At 56.7% G+C, this 19,223-nt stretch carries 16 protein-coding genes and 1 tRNA gene; 9 read left to right on the top strand and 8 right to left on the bottom strand.

Going from position 1 to position 19,223, the window contains the following annotated elements; translation table 11 throughout:
- The first annotated feature begins 159 nt into the window (after positions 1–159).
- The 8 genes from IEW09_RS11155 to IEW09_RS11120 all read left to right on the top strand — a co-directional run bounded on the left by IEW09_RS11155 (position 160) and on the right by IEW09_RS11120 (position 12,774).
- Positions 160–1,668, top strand: a complete 1,509-nt coding sequence (locus IEW09_RS11155) for a DEAD/DEAH box helicase (RefSeq protein WP_188554194.1) — start codon at positions 160–162, stop codon at positions 1,666–1,668.
- A gap of 91 nt (positions 1,669–1,759) precedes the next feature.
- Positions 1,760–2,275: a VIT1/CCC1 transporter family protein gene (locus IEW09_RS11150; protein ID WP_188554193.1), complete on the top strand. Its 516-nt coding sequence runs from the start codon at positions 1,760–1,762 to the stop codon at positions 2,273–2,275.
- Positions 2,276–2,335: 60 nt separating this feature from the next.
- Positions 2,336–3,973 carry an ABC-F family ATP-binding cassette domain-containing protein gene (locus IEW09_RS11145; protein ID WP_188554192.1) on the top strand — a complete coding sequence of 546 codons (1,638 nt, stop codon included), beginning with the start codon at positions 2,336–2,338 and terminating at the stop codon, positions 3,971–3,973.
- Between the two features lie 75 nt (positions 3,974–4,048).
- A complete protein-coding gene (locus IEW09_RS11140; RefSeq protein WP_188554191.1) occupies positions 4,049–5,182 on the top strand; it encodes an alkaline phosphatase family protein in 1,134 nt (377 codons plus the stop codon).
- A gap of 136 nt (positions 5,183–5,318) precedes the next feature.
- Positions 5,319–6,560, top strand: a complete 1,242-nt coding sequence (gene rocD, locus IEW09_RS11135; protein ID WP_188554190.1) for an ornithine--oxo-acid transaminase — start codon at positions 5,319–5,321, stop codon at positions 6,558–6,560.
- A gap of 8 nt (positions 6,561–6,568) precedes the next feature.
- Positions 6,569–6,970, top strand: coding sequence for a DUF2237 family protein (locus IEW09_RS11130; RefSeq protein ID WP_188554189.1), 402 nt, complete (start codon positions 6,569–6,571; stop codon positions 6,968–6,970).
- A gap of 40 nt (positions 6,971–7,010) precedes the next feature.
- Complete coding sequence (locus tag IEW09_RS11125) at positions 7,011–8,723, top strand: multiheme c-type cytochrome (protein WP_188554188.1); 1,713 nt, start codon at positions 7,011–7,013, stop codon at positions 8,721–8,723.
- A 184-nt stretch (positions 8,724–8,907) separates the two neighbouring features.
- Positions 8,908–12,774: an outer membrane beta-barrel protein gene (locus IEW09_RS11120; RefSeq protein ID WP_188554187.1), complete on the top strand. Its 3,867-nt coding sequence runs from the start codon at positions 8,908–8,910 to the stop codon at positions 12,772–12,774.
- A gap of 247 nt (positions 12,775–13,021) precedes the next feature.
- On the opposite strand, the gene IEW09_RS11115 is transcribed toward IEW09_RS11120, so the two are convergent.
- Positions 13,022–13,098 (bottom strand) — tRNA-Arg (locus IEW09_RS11115).
- A gap of 23 nt (positions 13,099–13,121) precedes the next feature.
- On the opposite strand from IEW09_RS11115, the gene IEW09_RS11110 reads away from it, so the two are divergent.
- Positions 13,122–13,766: a DUF2911 domain-containing protein gene (locus IEW09_RS11110; RefSeq protein ID WP_229739246.1), complete on the top strand. Its 645-nt coding sequence runs from the start codon at positions 13,122–13,124 to the stop codon at positions 13,764–13,766.
- A 2-nt stretch (positions 13,767–13,768) separates the two neighbouring features.
- On the opposite strand, the gene IEW09_RS11105 is transcribed toward IEW09_RS11110, so the two are convergent.
- From IEW09_RS11105 to gcvT, 7 genes are all read right to left on the bottom strand, one after another.
- Positions 13,769–14,035: a hypothetical protein gene (locus tag IEW09_RS11105; RefSeq protein WP_188554186.1), complete on the bottom strand. Its 267-nt coding sequence runs from the start codon at positions 14,033–14,035 to the stop codon at positions 13,769–13,771.
- Positions 14,036–15,583 carry an aminomethyl-transferring glycine dehydrogenase subunit GcvPB gene (gene gcvPB, locus IEW09_RS11100; protein ID WP_188554185.1) on the bottom strand — a complete coding sequence of 516 codons (1,548 nt, stop codon included), beginning with the start codon at positions 15,581–15,583 and terminating at the stop codon, positions 14,036–14,038.
- A 2-nt stretch (positions 15,584–15,585) separates the two neighbouring features.
- Positions 15,586–15,930: a hypothetical protein gene (locus IEW09_RS11095; protein ID WP_188554184.1), complete on the bottom strand. Its 345-nt coding sequence runs from the start codon at positions 15,928–15,930 to the stop codon at positions 15,586–15,588.
- A 2-nt stretch (positions 15,931–15,932) separates the two neighbouring features.
- Positions 15,933–17,270 carry an aminomethyl-transferring glycine dehydrogenase subunit GcvPA gene (gene gcvPA, locus IEW09_RS11090; protein WP_188554183.1) on the bottom strand — a complete coding sequence of 446 codons (1,338 nt, stop codon included), beginning with the start codon at positions 17,268–17,270 and terminating at the stop codon, positions 15,933–15,935.
- A 2-nt stretch (positions 17,271–17,272) separates the two neighbouring features.
- The gene (gene gcvH, locus IEW09_RS11085; RefSeq protein ID WP_188554182.1) at positions 17,273–17,662 is read right to left on the bottom strand and encodes a glycine cleavage system protein GcvH; all 390 of its coding nucleotides are present in this window, start codon (positions 17,660–17,662) and stop codon (positions 17,273–17,275) included.
- 69 nt (positions 17,663–17,731) lie between these two features.
- The gene (locus IEW09_RS11080) at positions 17,732–18,022 is read right to left on the bottom strand and encodes a muconolactone Delta-isomerase family protein (RefSeq protein ID WP_188554181.1); all 291 of its coding nucleotides are present in this window, start codon (positions 18,020–18,022) and stop codon (positions 17,732–17,734) included.
- Positions 18,023–18,063: 41 nt separating this feature from the next.
- Positions 18,064–19,194: a glycine cleavage system aminomethyltransferase GcvT gene (gene gcvT / locus IEW09_RS11075; RefSeq protein WP_188554180.1), complete on the bottom strand. Its 1,131-nt coding sequence runs from the start codon at positions 19,192–19,194 to the stop codon at positions 18,064–18,066.
- Positions 19,195–19,223 lie beyond the last annotated feature (29 nt).

Here is a 19,223-nt window from a genome sequence, read left to right as displayed (position 1 = left end):
GCGCTGGTTGCTCTGGCTGGAAGGCCCGTCACAGGACAGGTCTCGCCGCGCAGCAGCAGCGCTTCGATAACCGACAGCAATGCTGATATCAGAATCCATGGTACTTCGGTGCCGCTGCATTCCTCCGTCGATCTTTTCAACTGCTTAAAAGGACCATTCTTGACTACCGCAACTCTTGAACCACAGACAGTTACACCCCAGACTGCCATCAACACCGATACAAATCCAACCAGTCTTCCCCCCTCCAATAACGTTCGCTTTACCGACTTTGATATCTCCGACTCATTAAAGAATCGCCTCACCAACGCCGGATTCACAACTCCGACACCGGTTCAGGCCAAGGCCATTCCTCCCGCGCTTGAAGGCTCGGACATCCTTGCCACTGCCTCCACTGGCACCGGCAAGACTCTTAGCTTCCTCGTTCCAATGATCGAGCGCATGGATGCCAACTCCGTACCCAGCACACGTGGTAAGCGCGGTCCGATTCGCGCCCTTATCTTGCTGCCGACTCGCGAGCTTGCCATGCAGGTACTCGAAGCCTATTGGAAGCTGGTTCCCGGCTCGAAGAATGACGCCGTGCTGGTATGCGGCGGCCTGTCAGAGAACAATCAACTCGACCAGCTCGATCGTGGCCCACGCCTCGTTGTGGCTACGCCGGGACGGCTTGAGGACTTTCTTCGTCGCCGCGAGATCAACATCAACGCCGTTGAGATGCTCGTGCTCGACGAAGTGGATCGCATGTTGGACATGGGCTTTCTGCCTGCTATCCGCCGCATCGTTGGTGCGGTGCCGAAGACCCGGCAGACGATGTGCTACTCCGCGACGCTCGATGCCAATATCCGCGAGATCGTTCGTGACTACGTCAACAAGCCAGTTCGCGTTGAGATTGGAACCACCTCCAAGCCCTCTGATCGGGTTGAGCTTCGCGTCTACACCGTCATGCAGGACCAGAAGCTTGGGCTGCTCGACCAGATGCTGCGCGAAGAAGAGGGGACCTTCCTCGTCTTCTCCCGCACCAAGCATGGCGCCGACCGCATCTCGAAGAAGCTGGAGAGGCTCGGCCACGACTCCGACGTGATTCATGGAGATCGCAGCCAGTCGCAGCGTACGGCAGCTCTGAAGGGGTTTGCCAATGGCAAGCACCGCGTCCTGGTTGCCACCGACGTTGCAGCACGCGGCATCGACGTCAATGACATCGCGCACGTCGTCAACTACGACCTGCCCAATGCCTCAGAAGACTTCGTTCATCGCATCGGTCGCACCGGTCGCGCCGGCAAGAAAGGCGTCGCTACGACCTTCGTGATGCCGCAAGAGAAGCACGACGCCCGCAAACTGGAGCGCGAGCTGAAGATAAAGTTCGAGTGGCGCGAGGCCGATAAGAACCTCGAGAAGGAAGTGCGCAATCAGCCCGTTGACACAACAGCTCAGGGGCAGAATTTGTTGCAGCTTGAAAGCCGCTCGTGGCGTGGTAACGATCCTGTTACTCCCATGGCTGCACCTTCCAACTCTTATAAGGCGAAGGGAAGCGGCGGTGGCTTCCGCAGCCGCGGCAAGAGCAACGGCGGCTTCTCAGGTGGACGCAACTCCGGTGGCCGTGGGCCCGGCTCGGGCAATCGTCCTCATAGCCGTCCCGGCAACCGCCCCGGTCCGGCTCGCCGCGGCCAATAACAACCTCCGATCGCGCTCTGTCTCTGCGTGCTAACCAGCCGCAGAGACGGAGCCGCGTTTCTTGTTTTGCTATCTCAACTTTCGCTGACACATGTCTGAAAATATTCCCAATCTAAGCGAACTCTCTGACATAGTCGAAAACGACAAGAGCTTTGTCCTGCGCATCGTGCAACCCGGACTTGCGGGGCTTATGGATGGCTCTGTCTCTACGCTCGCGCCAATCTTCGCGACTGCATTTGCCACGCACAACTCGCGCACCGTCTTTTTGATCGGTGCAGCCTCTGCCGTGGGAGCGGGCATCTCCATGGCCTTCTCCGAAGGGCTCTCCGACGACGGATCGCTTACGGGCCGCGGTAATCCCATCTTTCGCGGCCTCGTCACTGGCCTGATGACCTTCATCGGCGGTTTTCTGCACACGCTCCCGTTCCTTATTGCAAACGTTCACACTGCTCTTACCTGGGCTTACGCCGTGGTCGGCATCGAATTAGTCGTTATCGCCCTTATCCGTCACCGTTACTTCAAGACGAGCTTCGCTCTCTCCTGCTTGCAAGTCATCGTCGGTGGAGGGCTTGTCTTTGCTGCGGGAGTTCTGATTGGGCAATCGTGATCGGGCTCCGCGTCATTCACCACGCCGCAATGCAAACCCCTGTAAAATAGAAGGAATCTCATGATCTCTGTCTCTAATGTCACCATGCGCTACGGCTCGAAGCTGCTCTTCGAGGATGTCTCTGTCACCTTCACTCAGGGCCGCCGCTACGGCCTCACCGGCCCCAACGGGGCAGGGAAGTCCACCTTCATGAAGGTGCTTACCGGTGAGATCGACGCTCAGAAAGGCAATGTCGTCCGCCCCAAAAAGATCGGCGTTCTCTCGCAGGACCAGTACGCCTTCGATGCCTACCGCGTCATCGACACCGTCATCATGGGCAACAAGGCCCTGTGGGCTGCGCTTGAAGAGCGAGAGATCATTTATGCCAAGCCCGAGATGACCGACGAAGACGGCAGCCGCCTTGGCGAGCTCGAAGGCATCGTCGGTGATGAAGACGGTTACGAAGCCGAAGCTAACGCCGCCGTTCTCCTTCAGGGCCTCGACATCCCCGACTCGCTCCACGAGCGGCACATGTCCGAGCTTCAAGGCGGTCAGAAGGTCCGCGTCTTGCTCGCTCAGGCCCTCTTCGGCAACCCCCAGGCGCTGCTGCTCGACGAACCTACCAACTATCTCGACCTCGAATCCATCCACTGGCTTCAGGACTTCCTCAATCGCTACAACGGCACTGTCATTACCATCTCGCACGACCGTCACTTCCTCAACAACGTCTGCACCCACACCGCCGACATCGACTACGAGACCATCATTATTTACAACGGCGGCTACGACGACATGGTGCTGCAAAAGACCAGCATCCGCACTCGCATCGAGAGCCAGAACGAGCAGCGCGAAAAGAAGATCGCCCAACTCAATGACTTTATTGCCCGCTTCTCTGCCGGTACGCGAAGCTCGCAGGTCAACTCGCGCAAAAAAGAAGTCGAGCGCCTCGCTACAACCGAGTTGGCCCGCTCAAACATTCAGCGTCCTTACATCCGCTTCGACATGATCCGTCCGTCCGGCAAGCATGTTCTCGAATTCGAGAACGTAAACAAGTCTTATGTTCAGAAGGACGGCAAAACCGAACACGTCATTAACAACTTCACCGCCTCGGTCATGCGCGGCGACAAGGTCGTCCTCATCGGCCGCAACGGCCAAGGCAAGACCACGCTGCTGAAGGCACTGCTGGCCAACGGCCCCGGCATTGAAGAGACTGATGTCTCCATCGACTCCGGCACCGTCAAATGGGGTCATGAGGCGCAGATCGGCTACTTTGCGCAGGACCATAAGGGCAGCATCCAACTCGGTACGACCGTTAACGACTGGCTGCACCAGTTCGATCCGCAGGCCACGAAGGAAGATATCCGTGGCATCCTCGGCCAGATGCTCTTTCGCGGCGAAGAGGGCCTCAAGAAGACCGACGCGCTCTCCGGCGGTGAGGCAGCGAGACTGCTCTTCTGCAAGATCATGCTGCAGAAGCCTAACGTCCTTGTTCTCGACGAGCCTACCAACCACCTCGACCTTGAGAGCATCAACGCGCTCAACCAGGCCATTCAGAAGTATGAAGGCACGGTCTTTCTTGTCACCCACGACCAGGACCTGATTGAAGAAGCCGGTACCCGCATCTGGCACTTTGAGGGCGGCCCCGATAACTTCCATATCACGGACCATAAGGGGCCCTATGAGGAATACCAGCAGAAGCTTCAGATGGCCGCGAAGTAGACGCAGCCAAACGCCGCTTGAATTTAAGATTTCGAAACATGTTCATTTCAGCAAAAGCTGAACTAGCATAGCGGCATGAAATTCTGCCTGAAAAATCTCTTCCTCTTTTTTGCTCTGGCTGGTGCGTTCGCAGCGGTAATGCCGTTGCGGGCGCAGTCTGCCGCTCAACCCGCCGATCCCGCCAACGAGCATGTTTTTCTTGTGATGACCGATGGCCTGCGCTGGCAGGAGGTCTTTCGCGGCGCCGACCCTTCGCTGCTGACCAAGGCTAACAACGACGATCGTCCTGTGGACCAGTTGGTGCGCCAATATGTGCGTTCGACTCCACAGCAAAGCCGTGCTGCGTTGATGCCGTTTCTCTGGAGCCACATCGTTCCAGAAGGAGAGATCTATGGCAACCGCGATAAGGGCTCTGACGCCCACGTCACCAATGGCTTGAATTTTTCTTATCCGGGCTACAGCGAAACCCTCACCGGCCATGCCGATCCTCGTATCAACTCCAACGATCCTGTGCCCAATCCCAATATCACTGTCTTTGAGTGGCTGAACAAGCAGCCCGGTCTAGCTGGCAAGACTGCTGCCTTTGGCGCGTGGAGTGTGATCGGCGAAGCCTTTAACCGCCAGCGTTGCGGCTTTACCGACAATGCAGGCTTCGATCCGCTTACCTCGATTCCGATGACGCCGCGGCTCGACCTGCTCAACCATCTCAAGGCGGAGACGCCGCGGATCTGGGACGACGAGACCTTCGACGCTCCCACCTTTTACACCTCGCTCGAATATCTCGAAGCGAAACATCCACGGCTGTTTTACCTTTCGCTCGGCGAAACCGACGACTGGGCGCACGCCGGCAACTATGGCCGCTATCTGAAGGCCGCCAATCGTGTCGACATATATCTGCAACGCCTTTGGGAGTTTGTGCAGGCCAACCCCGACTATCGCGGCCACACCACGTTAATTCTGCTCACTGACCATGGCCGTGGTGACGCACCAGTCGAGTGGAAGAGCCACGGCCAGAAGGTTCCCGCTTCCAAGTACATCTTTATCGCGGCCATGGGCCCAGGCATTCCGCGCAATAGAGAGGTCGTTAGCGGTAAACCCGTTACCCAGAACCAGATTGCCGCCACAGTAGCCAAACTGGTAGGAAAAGACTGGAATAGAGAGACACCTGCCGCGGGTCAGCCACTGTCCGGCATTACGGTCAGCCACTGAGCACGATATCGCCTGCTTTCAGCATCTTCGCGATAGAGCGATCGGAGCCATTGGCGGTCAGATCGCTCACGCGAAGCACTGTTTGTGTCCCGCGTGAAATAATAGGCATATACCAGAGACAAAAAGGGCGAAAGTCATGGCAGCCAGCACCCTACAGCACGACACCCAGAGCGAGCAGCAGAAGCTCCCCACCGCCGAATACATCCGGCTCGAAGACCAGTACGGCACCAAAAATTACAAGCCGCTAGATGTCGTCGTCGAGCGCGCCCAGGGCGTCTGGGTCTACGACGTCGAGGGACGCCGTTACCTCGACTTCCTCGCGGCCTACTCTGCCGTCAACCAGGGCCACTGCCACCCGCGCATCCTCGCCGCCATGCTTGAGCAGGCACAACGCGTCACGCTTACCTCGCGCGCCTTCCGCAACGATCAACTTCCGCTCTTCTACAAGGAGATTCACGACCTCACCGGCTTCGATATGACCCTGCCGATGAACTCCGGTACCGAGGCCGTTGAGTCTGCCCTTAAGCTCGCACGCAAGTGGGCCTACAAGGTCAAAGGAGTTCCTGAGAATCGGGCCGAGATCATCGTCTGCGCCAACAACTTCCATGGCCGCACCATCTCCATCGTCAGCTTCTCTACCGACGCTCAATATCGCGACGGCTTCGGCCCCTTCTTGCCCGGCTTCAAGATCATCCCCTTTGGCGATGCTGCCGCCCTTCGCGCCGCCATTACGCCGAACACCGCTGCCTTCCTCGTCGAGCCGATTCAAGGCGAAGCAGGGGTTCTGATGCCACCCGATGGCTTCCTTAAAGAAGCCGCAGCCATCTGCAAGCAGAACCGCGTCCTGCTCATCGCCGATGAGATTCAGTCCGGTCTCGGCCGCACCGGCAAGCTCTTCGCCTACGAGCACGAGGGCATCAAGCCCGACATGCTCATCGTCGGCAAGGCGCTCGCCGGAGGCTTCTATCCTGTCTCCGCCGTTCTCAGCTCGCGCGAAGTTCTCGGTCTTCTGCATCCCGGCGACCACGGCAGCACCTTCGGCGGCAATCCACTGGCCTGCGCCGTCGCTCGCGCATCGCTTCAGGTCATCGTCGAAGAAGATCTTGCCGGCCGCTCCGCCGAACTCGGTGAAATCATGTTCAAGCGCCTGCGCCAGATCTCGAACCCGCACATTCGCGAGATTCGTGGCCGCGGCCTCTGGGCAGCCATCGAGCTTGATGGCCCCGCGCGCCCCGTCTGCGAGGCGCTGATGCGCGAAGGCATCTTGGCCAAGGAGACGCACGACAACGTCATCCGACTCGCGCCGCCGCTCATCATCGAAGAGCAGGACCTCCTCTGGGCGCTCGACCGTATCCAGTCTGTCCTCGAAAGTCTTTAAGGAACGTCATGCTCGAAGCTGAACCCGCAAAATCTGCTGGAAAAAACGTTCTCGGTCAACCGCTTGCGGTTTGCGGCTGCAACCCTATGACCGGTTTCTTCCGCGATGGCTGCTGCAATACCGGCCCCGCCGACCTCGGCGTGCACACGATCTGCTGTGTCGTCGACGAAAAATTTTTAGCTGCCAGTAAGGCGCTGGGCAACGATCTCTCGACGCCGATGCCGCAGTACGGCTTCAGCGGCCTCAAACCTGGAGACCGCTGGTGTGTCTGTGCCGCCCGCTGGCTCCAGGTGCAGCAGGCAGGAGCAGCCTGCCCGGTCGTCCTCGAAGCAACGCACGAGAACACGTTGAAGATTGTTCCCTTTGAGCTCCTGATCCAGTACGCCGTCATTCCAGACCAGCTCCACTAACTCCTTCGCATCGCAGAGAGCTAGCCAGCCTGCGGTTAGTATGGAGAGATTGATTAGGCTGCGCGAGGATGGCGTGAGAGGCTGGTTGCGAGCAGGCAGTACACAAAAGCGTTCGACTCGACGGTGGCAAACCTGGTCGCTATGGCTGCTCTTTCTTTCCGCAGGGCTCTTAGCTCAGACTTTGCATGCGGCCGTTCCCGTAAAGCAGGCCGACGCTGTATGCGCCGAATGCCATGCGGAGATATTTCAAAAATACCTGAATACGCCGATGGCAAACGCCAGTGGTCTGGCGATGGATCACCTTATCCCTGGTAACTTTATCAGCGCAACCTCTGGCACAAAGTATCGTGTGCATGCAGAAGACGGCACAGCATGGTTGGACTACGACGACCCGCAGACTCCTCCGGCAAAGGGCCGCATGAAGCTGGACTACTTTTTAGGTTCGGGCCATCTAGGTATCACCTACCTCTACACGTTAGACAAGTATCTGCTGGAGTCGCCGGTAGCTTACTATGCCAGCGCAAACGGCTATGACATGAAGCCCGGCTTTGGTGGACTGCGCGAGATGCCGCCTGCAATTCCCATGGAGGCAAACTGCCTCCGTTGCCACATGAGCGGTGTCCGGCACAGCGATGTCGGCAGCGTGAACCACTACTCTCAAGAGCCCTTTCTCTATGGTGGCATCACCTGCGAGAGCTGCCACGGCGACACAAAGGCGCATGTGCTGAGCGCAGGCAAGGCGGCTGTTATCAATCCAGCGAAGCTCGATGCAGATCGCCGCGACTCAATATGCATGAGTTGCCATCTTGAGGGAGACGTCTCCGTCGAAAAAGAAGGACGCTCGCCGGTAGACTTTAAACCCGGCGAGTCTATCTCCCGCTATCTTTCCTACTTTGTCTATGCCAGCGCAGGCGCAACCGCCCGCGGCGTAAGCGAGGTAGAGCAGTTCAACACCAGCATGTGCAAGCGTGCAAGCGGAAGCAAGATGTCCTGCACCAACTGCCACGATCCGCACTACACACCTCCGGCTGCCGAGCGTGCCGTTTTCTATCGGGCCAAGTGCCTCGCCTGCCACAATCAGCCCGCGTTCGTCAGAGAACACCATCCAGAAAATCAGGACTGCACCAGTTGCCATATGCCGCGCAGTAGGGCTGAAAATATTCCTCACGTGGCATGGACGGACCATCGCATTCTGCGTCAGCCCATGATGAATTTAGCCGATGCAAACCCTATTCATAGCGATACGCTGATGCCCATCTTCTCTCCCTCGACGACGCAGCGAGATACAGCTCTCGCATATTACGCAGCCGCAATGGAAGGGCACAGTGGCGACCGCGAGCGGGCATACGCCATGTTGACCGCAGCGCATCAGAGCGATCCCGACGATGTGGAAGTGATGCGGTCGCTGGGCATATTCGCAGGCATGAGCGGAGACTCTCAACTCGCCGGCTCGCTCTTTCGCAATGTGTTGAAGCTAAGCCCGACCGACCAGACCGCGGCGTCAGATCTTGCTGTGTTCGAGGCGAAAACAGGAGACCTGCAATGCGCCCTCACGCTGTTGCAGCCGGCCTTCAACCGCAATCAGGATTCGCTTGGACTAGCCACCAATCTTGCCGCCGTCGAATGTCTGCTGGGCGATGGCGAGGCGGCTCGCTCCACGATTGAGACAGCGCTCAAATTCAACCCAGGATCGCGGGAACTGACCAATCGGCTGCAACAGACGAGTTCGTGCGTTGCAACTCATACGAAATAAGAATGATTCGGCTCCGCGCCAGGCATGCTGCAATTCCTGCAGGGCCAATTTTTATGTTGACATACGATGTTTGGGATATTTAGCTTTACTGATGCCCGAGAAAACGCTTACCGAAGGGTTTGTAATGGATTTCATAGAGCGTCGCCAACAGACGCAAGTAGAGCAGGTTTTTGGAGAGTCCACAATGTCTAAGTCATTTGTAAAATACCTCTGCGTTTCCCTATTTACATTGTTGCTGATTGCTGTCGCCGGAAGCCCGATGCTGGCACAGTCAGTGCGCGGCGCTATTGGTGGTAGCGTCACAGATTCGACCGGAGCAGTGATCCCGAACGCCACTATCACAGCGACGAATCAGGAGACAGGTGGAAAAACTACCTCGCATACAACAGGTGCGGGCGTCTATAGCTTTCAGGATCTCCCCATTGGGACTTATACCGTAACGGTTTCGGCAGAGGGTTTTCAGACCAAGACCAATACCGGTGTCCTTGTGCAGGTCAACAATACTACTGGCTTAAACGTATCGCTCAGCTCTGGCGCGGTGAATCAGGTTGTTACCGTCGACGCCAGCGGCGAACTGTTGCAGACGGAGTCGTCCGATATCAGCGGTAACGTCTCTAATAAACAGATCGAAGACCTTCCACTGTCACTCGCAGCCGGTATTGGCGGACTGCGTTCGCCCGAGACGTTCGTCTTCCTGCTTCCGGGCACCACCGGTCCCGGCAGCGGTACTTCAGGAAACACCGGCAATGGCGTCTTCTTCTCAAGGTTGAGCGGCGGGCAGGCCTATGGTGCCGAGGTGCTGCTGGATGGCGCCAGTATTCAACGCAGCGAGAACGGATCGTCTTTCGATGAAACCTCGCCCTCGATCGAAGCCCTGCAGGAGTTCAAGGTAACAACTTCTACCCCTTCGGCTGAGTTCGGGCGTACGACATCCGGTATTGAAAGCTTCTCCACCAAATCCGGGACGAACGATTTTCACGGTACGGCTTATGCCATAGTCAAGAACCGCATCTTCGACGCGAATAATTGGTTCAATGATGGATACAAAGCTCTTAATTGTACCGGTATCTCCGAGATCAATTGCAATTACAAGAAGCCTCAAGACAGCAAATACGACTACGGCGGGGTATTTAGCGGTCCCGTCTGGATTCCCCACGTCTACGACGGCCACAATCGGTCGTTCTTCCTCTTTGCGTGGGAGAAGTATCAATATCGCCCTGGTACCGTAATTGTCTCCACAGTACCCACTGCCGCGGAGCGCGGCGGCGACTTCAGCGACGTTCTGGGAGGTTACATCCCTGGCGGAACACCTTACAACGGGCAGAATGTTCTGCTGAACCCGTGCACGGGCCTTCCGGTGCAGTACAACCAGGTCTACGATCCGCGCACTACAAAACAAGTAAGTCCTGGTGTCTTCTGCCGTACGCCTTTTGCCAACAACCAGGTACCGACGACTCTCTTTAGTTCAACCGCCCAGAAGTTGGGTAACGGACTTCCTCTGCCCAATCAGACTCCGCAGAGCACTGACGTATTTGGCTATCTCGGAAACTATGCTCAGACCGGTGTTGCGCCTAACGACAATACGACCTACACAATCCGTATCGATCAGAGTCTGGGGCAACGGAATAAGATTTTCGTATCCTACAACACGCGTCAGAACTTCAAACTGACGGCAGCGCCAAGTTTACCTGAGCCGTTCAATAACAACGGATACGTACAGACCTTCACCACTCACTACGTTCGTACCGGATGGGATTTCGATTTTACGCCTACCCTGTTGAACCACCTGAACCTGGGGTACAACCGCACGAACAGTGTGAATTTGTCCTCAGAATTCAATACGACCAATACAGCGGCGGCGGCGGGTCTTGCGAATGATTATTCGAAATTCTTTCCCTCCATCGCATTCCCCAGTCCGGATGCACCTTCGACTTGGGGCCAGCAGCAGAACGGCATCAATATCGACAATGGCATTCGCGTTAACGACATTGTGAGCTGGGTGAAGGGTAGGCACAGCGTCCGGTTCGGTGTGGACTATCGCAATCAACGGTACTCCACCAATCTTTACAACGTGGATAACTTCAACTTCTACCGTGACCAGACGGCAGGTGTGAGCAATTCCTGCTGCGGTTCGGGTAATCCGTATGCAAGCTATCTGCTGGGTGAGGTCGGCGAAGCCGGCCAGACGGTATACAACGTAAATCCGCGCTGGAAGTCCTGGTACATCGCCGGTTTCGTTCAGGACGATATCAAGGTCACCAGCAATCTGACGATTAACGCTGGTCTGCGCTACGACATCGATCTGCCGCGCCATGAGGCTCTGAATCGCACGTCAAACTTCAGCTTTACCGCTCCGGATGCCGCTGCCGGCGGTCTGCCTGGCGCGCTGGTCTTCGGCACCACATGCAACAAGTGCAACACAGCATGGGCAGACACCTGGTATAAGGACATCGCTCCACGCCTTGGTTTTGCCTATGTGCTGCCGGGTACTAATGGCAAAGCTGCCTTGCGTGGCGGCGGCGCGATTATTTACGGTCCGCTGCAATACAACGACTTCGGTGGCAGCATGTTGCAGGGATACAACATCAGCAAGAGCGTAGCGTTGGGTGGAACGGCCACACAGGGCGGTGCGTTCACCCCGGCATTTCGGCTCGATTCGGGTTCGCCTGCCGATCCTCAGAACTCCAACATCGGCTTCCCGAACTATAGCTATGCTCCCAATACCGATCCAACCCAGTTGACCGCGCAGAACGGACCTGGCTCGTTTCAGGCTGTTGGCGGCGATCTGATCTTGCCAAGAGACGGTCGGCCCTCGATGACGAGCAACTGGAGTCTCCAGTTGCAGGACCAGCTTGCGCAAGATCTGATCTTTACGATTGGATATATCGGTCAGGTATCGCAGAACCTTCGTTCCGGCTTCCTTACCAATTTCAACAACATCGATACCAAATACTTTGGTCTGGGCGATTTGCTGAGCAACTCGCAATACAACATCCCGCTTGGTGGAAGCAGCAACGGATACCAGGCACCATACTCAACCTTTACTGGCCCCATCGGTCAATCGCTGCGTCCGTTCCCCCAATACGACTACATTGCGGACGATTGCTGCCTGGAGAATCTTGGTCACTCCTCCTACAATGCGATGATCTCCTCATTGGAGCGTCGATTCCGCAATGGTCTTAACCTGCAGGTCTCCTATACGTGGGCCAAGACGCTTACCGACGCGGACTCGCTGATTCCTTTCAGCTATACCTCGAACAATCAGCGTGAACAAGCACAATACTCCCAGAACCTGAAAGGCGATAAAGCCGTCAGCGTTCAGGATCTCAAGCACCAGTTTTCGCTTAGTTATCTTTACCAGCTACCGTTTGGTGAAGGACGCAAGTGGCTGAATCATAACCGCGCCCTGGACTTGCTCGTCGGGGGGTGGGAGGTAGGCGCGATCCAACGCTACTCCAGTGGTCAACCGATAGGCTTCGGTTGCGCTACGGGAATACCTTACTACCAGAATTGCATCATGTTTACGGCAGGTCCCGCATCGCTTAGCGGAAATGGCTTTGCGAGCACAGCATACAAGGCGAACAAGAACGGTCCCAGCGTCTTCAACGGGCAGTCCTGGTTCAAGCCGGCCTATCGCGTCCCGGGAACAAATGGAGCCAGCGATCCCGGCGTTCCGATGTCGCAGGCTGCGTTTGTCGATCAGAACCGCGAAGGCGTTGGCTGGGCGCGTCCATATTCGGCTAACTGCGGAACAACCGCACAACCATGCTCCTTCGCTCCGTTTGCGCTCGGCAACATTACCCGAGTTACCGAAGCGATCACAGGCCCTGCCTATCTCGCTGAAGACCTTAGTCTCCTGAAGGACTTCCACGTTACGGAGAAGGTTCGGTTCCAGTTGAAAGGGGAGGCGTTCGACCTCTTCAACCGGCATCGGATGGCTCTTCCGGATCTTGCGCCGAACGACTCGTCGCAAAGCACAGGATTTGGTATTCCTACTGCTGTTGATTATGGCCCACGCAATATGCAGCTTACTGGGAAGATCATCTTCTAACCGGAGAACGAATCCAGAGTGGTTCTCACTCTATTAGCAACAGTCTGAGCGGCCCCATGCAATGGGCCGCTCAGACTGTTTGAAGGCCAAATCAGACAGAAGGTTTTTCGCCCCGTAATGTGGGTGATTGCTCCTGTTATTGGTAATGCTTATTGTGTTGGATCTGGTTTCGGTGCTCTAACCTGAAACCGTGCATATTACTTCTCGCATCGTTATTCCTCTGTGGGAGTGAACGATGCGCTAATGTTGGTGCACCCGAGAAGATTCGAACTTCTGACCTACAGCTTCGGAGGCTGCCGCTCTATCCAGCTGAGCTACGGGTGCGTTCCTCTAGCGTAGCATGATCGTTGTGCTGGTTGACAGGTTCGCCGCCGCAGTACAACATCGAACCACCATCCGGAAATCCGGGAAAGAGAGACAAATCCATGTTCTTCCGTTCTATCGCAACGCTGGCCTGTACGGCCCTACTTGCCACCGCCAGCCTCACCGCTCAAATGCCGGATCGCATGAACGATATGCCCGCGCCCGATTCCGCCAAGCCGCTCGCCAGCCCCGCCGCCGTTGCCCAAGTCACCCTCAACGGCAAGCAGATCGTCATTCACTACAACACTCCTTCGATGCGTGGCCGCAAGATCATGGGGGAACTCGTTCCTTACGGCAAGGTCTGGCGTACCGGAGCCAATCCTGCCACCACCCTCATTACCAAAGCCAATCTGAAGATCGGAACCCTCGACGTTCCTGCCGGAACTTACACGATCTACACGCTGCCTAACACTGACCAGTGGCTGCTCATTGTCAACAAGCAGACCGGCCAGTGGGGTACTGTCTATAACGAGAACCAGGATTTCGGCCGCACCCCCATGAAAGGCAATACCTTGCCCGCAGCGCAGGAAAAGATGTCCATCTCCTTCGAGCACACCAAGAGAAACAGCACCGAACTGCACGTCAAATGGGAGAAGACCGACGAGTACGTCGATGTCACCGCAGAGTAAAACTACTCTGCGGCTTCTTTTTCCAGCCGCAACTTCTCCATCACGGAAGAGACCAGCTCTTTCGCTCCGGTGATATTAGCCAGAACAGCCTGCAGATCGAGCGCCGGAACCATCGGGTTCCGGTTGCTCGCGCAGTAGACGCCATGCTGCCCCACCAAAATCAGTGCATCCGTCAGCGCATCAAGAGTAACGGCCAGCCGTCCCCGCGCCTCGCCCATCATGAACTCGTACTTTTCAAGTTCCTGCTGGCGGTCATAGAAGATGGACACTTACCACTCCTTCGCGGCAGTGTCCGTCACTAAAGGGGACGAAGCCACCGGCCCTTTCCAACGGAGTACAGGCTTACGCGCAGCCGTCGTCTCGTCGAGGCGCTGCACCCGCGTCGTATGCGGAGCCGTTTGCACCAGCTCCGGATTCTCCTCTGCCTCGCGTGCGATCTGCTTCAGCGCATCGGCCAGCAGATCAAGTTCTTCACGAGACTCGCTCTCGGTCGGCTCAATCATCATTGCTCCCGGCACAACCAGAGGGAAGCTCACGGTATAAGCGTGGAAGCCATAGTCGATAAGCCGCTTGCCCATGTCGCCGGTCTTCACGCCGTTCTTCGCCTGCCTCCGGTCGGAGAAGACAACCTCATGCAGCGAAGGAGCGGTATAAGGCAGATCGAAGGTGTCCAGCAACTTTGATCGCAAATAGTTGGCATTGAGCACGGCATCCTCAGTCGTCTGTCGCAACCCATCCGGGCCATTAGCCAGAATATAAGCAAGCGCACGCACGAACATGCCGAAGTTGCCGTAGAACATTCGCACCCGGCCCACAGTCTGCGGACGGTCATACTCCAATCCCAGAGTTCCATTGTCGCGAGTGACCACAACCGGCGTCGGCAGAAACGGCTCCAGAATCTTCTTGCACGCCACCGGTCCCGATCCCGGTCCACCCCCACCATGTGGAGTGGAAAAAGTCTTGTGCAGATTAAGGTGCATTACATCCACACCGAAGTCGCCCGGACGCGTCTTGCCGACCAGCGCGTTCATATTCGCGCCATCCATATAGAGCAGCGCGCCCTTCGCATGAAGGATGTCCGCAATCTTGTGAATCTCGCTCTCGAAGACGCCGATGGTCGAAGGATTGGTCAGCATCAACGCTGCAGTATCCTCATCGACCATGCGCTCCAACTCGGCAATATCGACCATGCCCTGAGCGTTCGACTTCAGATTCGCAACCTCATATCCACAAACCGCAGCCGTAGCAGGATTCGTGCCATGCGCCGAGTCAGGAATCAGGATCTTCTTCCGCGCATTGCCTTTGCTCTCGTGATAAGCCCGCACCAACAGGATGCCGGTAAACTCGCCATGCGCACCCGCGGCTGGTTGCAGCGTAATTGCATCCATGCCGGTAATTTCGGTCAGGCAGTCCTGCAACAGCTTCATGATGCCAAGGCAGCCCTGCGACAACGACTCAGGTTGATAAGGATGTGCCTCGGCAATTCCTTCCAGCCGCGCCACCGCCTCATTCACGCGAGGGTTGTACTTCATTGTGCAGCTGCCCAGCGGATACATGCCCAGGTCAATCGCGTAGTTCCACGTCGAAAGCCGCGTGAAGTGGCGGATGATCTCGATCTCGCTCAGCTCCGGCATCACACCCAGATCGGTACGCGCCGCCGCGCCCAGCAGGGAAGCAGCATCTACCGCCGGCACATCCAGCTCCGCCAGACGATAAGCTTTCTTGCCTGGCGAAGACTTCTCAAAGATGAGATCTTCGTTCTGATTGACATGGGTTGTCGCCTTCTTTGGCGTACCTGCGAATCTTTCATCTGCCATCGTTAAAACTCCTGCGCATCGACTGCGCTGCCGGTCTCGGAGTAGCTTCCGGACTCCGGTCCATCCACATCTTCCTCGCGCAATGAGAGGCCAAAGACCGTGCCGTTTTCAAATTCAATCGTCAGTGCATCGCCCTCTTCGAACGCCGCCGCCTCAACTTTTTCGCCGATCTGCGCACAGAGCGCATTGCGGTACTCCGGCTCTCCATACGCGAGCGAGAAATCGGGAAACAGAACATGGGGCCACGTATACAACGTGAACAGAGGCGCGGCAAAGCGGAGCTGCAGATAGTCCTCTACAAACTCCACCGCTACAAGCTCTTCGCCGATGATCGCCGATACGTCCACGATTAGGCCTTCTTACCCGCGAGTACCGCCGCCGCTGCGTCAATCTGCTTCCGTGTCGTCAACTCGGTCGCACACCATAGCGAAGCATTCGGCCCCAGCTCCGGATACCACTTCTGCAAGGGCAGTCCGCCGATAATTTTCTGATCGAGCAGCGCAGCGTTCGTTGCCTCCGCGCTCTCCGGGAGATCGAGCACAAACTCATGGAAGCGCGGCGCTCCATCGAACAACACCTTCGTGCCAGAACCTAACGCCGTCTGCGCGTAGTGCGCCTTCGCCAGATTTTGTTCCGCCAACTCCTTCATCCCTTGCTTGCCATAGACAGTCAGGAAGATAGTCGTCATCAGCGCCACGAGAGCCTGATTGGTGCAGATGTTTGAGGTAGCCTTCTCACGCCGAATATGCTGCTCGCGCGTAGAAAGCGTCAGCACAAATCCACGCTTACCATTGATATCTTTCGTTTCGCCGATCAGGCGCCCAGGCATCTGGCGCAGGAACTTTTCCTTGCACGCGATGACGCCGCAATATGGGCCGCCATATCCAACGGCAACGCCAAACGACTGCGCCTCCAGCGACACAATGTCAGCCTCCGCTGGTGGCTTTACGATTCCCAGCGACACCGCCTCGGCGATCGACACAATCAGCAGCGCGCCCTTCTTGTGAGCAATCTCGGCAATCGCGGCCACATCTTCAATCGTGCCGAAGAAGTTCGGCGACTGAATCAGCACGCACGCCGTTTCGCTTGTGATCGCAGCATCGAGCGCCGTCAGGTCCACGCGCCCATTCGACGCATAGTCAACTTCAGTGACCGGAATCTCCTGATGCTGAGCATAGGTCGACAGCACCTCGCGATACTCAGGATGCACGGTCCGCGCCACCACAGCACCATCACGCCCAGTCACGCGCACCGCCATCATCACAGCCTCGGCTGCACCGGTCGAGCCGTCATACATCGACGCGTTGGCAATCTCCATGCCGGTCAGCTCGCAGATCATGGTCTGGAACTCGAACATGGCTTGCAGCGTGCCCTGCGCGATCTCCGGCTGATACGGCGTGTAGCTGGTCAAAAACTCGCCGCGCTGCACCAGCGAATCGATGATGACAGGCCGGTAGTGACGATACGCGCCCGCGCCAAGAAAGCTGGCATATCCGCTCGCATTGCCTTCAGAGAAGGCACGGAAGCGATCCAGAATCTCCGACTCACCATGCTGTCGTGGAATCGCAAGATCGCGCTTAAGCTGATACTCCGCAGGGATGCTTGAGAACAGATCGTCGATGGACGCAGCGCCGATCTCGGCCAGCATCTCCTCGCGGTCCGCAGGGGACTTCGGCAGATAGCGCATCGTTAGTGTCCGGTCTCTTCGCTGATGAACTTCTCATAGTCAGTAGCCGACAGAAGGCCATCTGCCGACGCTCCATCCGTCAGATCCAGCCGCAACATCCAGGTTTTGTTCGCGTCGGCGTTAATCTTCTCAGGAGCGTTTGCCAGCTCTTCGTTCACCGCAGTCACGGTGCCCGACGCCGGAGCATACAGGTCTGAAACTGCCTTTACCGATTCCACCGAGCCAAAGATCTTGCCCGCCTCAACCGTGTCGCCTACTTTGGGCAGATCGACGAAGACGATATCGCCCAGTGAGCTTTGCGCATAATCGGTTATGCCGACGGTGCCCTTTGCGCCGTCAACTTCAATCCACTCATGTTCCTTGGTGTACTTGTAATTTGCAGGATAGGACATGTCTTGGGTTTTCTCCCTTTCCATTGTAGAGGGTACGGGGTTGAAAAAAATGTGCCGCAAAACCTGTTTTCAACGAGGCCCAAATCCCGGATAAGGCTCCAGTTCGGTCAGAGCGGCCATCTCCAGCATGCCCTGCATGGCCAGGGGCAGGCTGGCAACGGCGGCTTGTACTTCGTCCTGGCTTGCTGCCTCAAACAGAATCGCAGCGCCTGGCATATCCTTTCGTCGCCAGATATTGCGAACTATTCCGGCAGCATAGAGCTCACGCACGCGCTGGGACTCACTCGCCAGAAGTTCCGCAGTCCAAGCCTCAGCAGGAAATAGCTCCGTCTTACGTCGGGTCAAAACGAGAAATTGCAAGATAAGGCTCCTTGAAATCTATTTTTACAATCAGGTTGTGATTATTTTCTGGGCCGTTTGTAAAAAGGTGTAGATACTACCTTTGCCTTTACCTTCTGGCCGCGAATCTCAACCGCGACCTCCGTGTCGACGGCTGTAAATTCCACAGGCACATAAGCCAGCGCAATATTTTTCTTTAGAAATGGCGCAGGTGATCCGCTGGTAATTTCGCCAATTTTAACGCCATCCAAAGAAAATATCGGATAGCCGTCCCGTCCAATACCACGCTCAATCATTTCCAGCCCAACTAGCTTGCGCTTGGGTCCACCGCCAGCCTGAACCTCCAGCAGAGCTTCGCGGCCGACGAACTCCGGCTTGTCCAGCTTTGCATAGCGCCCCAATCCCGCTTCCAACACATTGATCGTGTCTGAGATCTCATGCCCATACAGTGCCATGGCCGACTCCAGTCGCAGCGTATTCCGAGCCCCCAGACCGCAAGGCAGAATGCCGAACTCAGCTCCAGCCGCAAGCACCTCATTCCAGACCCGCTCGCTGGTCGGCGCGTCTGATGGAACATAGATCTCGAATCCGTCCTCGCCGGTGTAGCCGGTCCGCGCAATCATCACGTTATGCAGCCCGCAGACCTGTCCCCACGTAAACCAGTAATTTTTAATCGTGCTCAGGTCGGTCGAGGTCAGCTTTTGCAGAGTCTCTGCCGCGCGCGGCCCCTGTATCGCAAGCTGCGTGTAGTAGTCGCTGAAGTCATTGATGTGAACGCCGGGCATACGTCCAATTGTCTGTCGAACCCATTGAACATCCTTCTCGCGCGTTCCGGCATTGATCACGATCAGATAATCATTGCCCGAGAGTTTATGCACGACCACATCATCGACGAACGTTCCATTTGGATACAGCATCGCCGAGTACTGTGCCTGCCCATCCGCCAGCTTCGAGGCATCGTTCATGCAAAGCTGCTGTACAGCGGCCAGCGATCCCGGCCCGCGCAACTGAATATCACCCATGTGAGAGACATCGAACAGCCCTACAGCAGTCCGAACTGCCATATGCTCGGCGATCAGGCCCGAATACTCCACCGGCATGTCCCATCCGCCAAAGTCGACCATCTTGGCCTTGGCGGCGCGATGTGACGCATTCAGCGCGGTCTTGCGTAGCTCACTCGATGTCTCAGCCATCTTTGAATCCTTCTCTGTCTTGTAGGTGT

Origin of the sequence: Edaphobacter dinghuensis, assembly GCF_014640335.1 — a bacterium.
GTDB classification, from domain to species: Bacteria; Acidobacteriota; Terriglobia; order Terriglobales; family Acidobacteriaceae; genus Edaphobacter; species Edaphobacter dinghuensis.
Note: the sequence above shows the minus strand (reverse complement) of the source record. Positions and strands in the feature narration are given on the sequence as shown.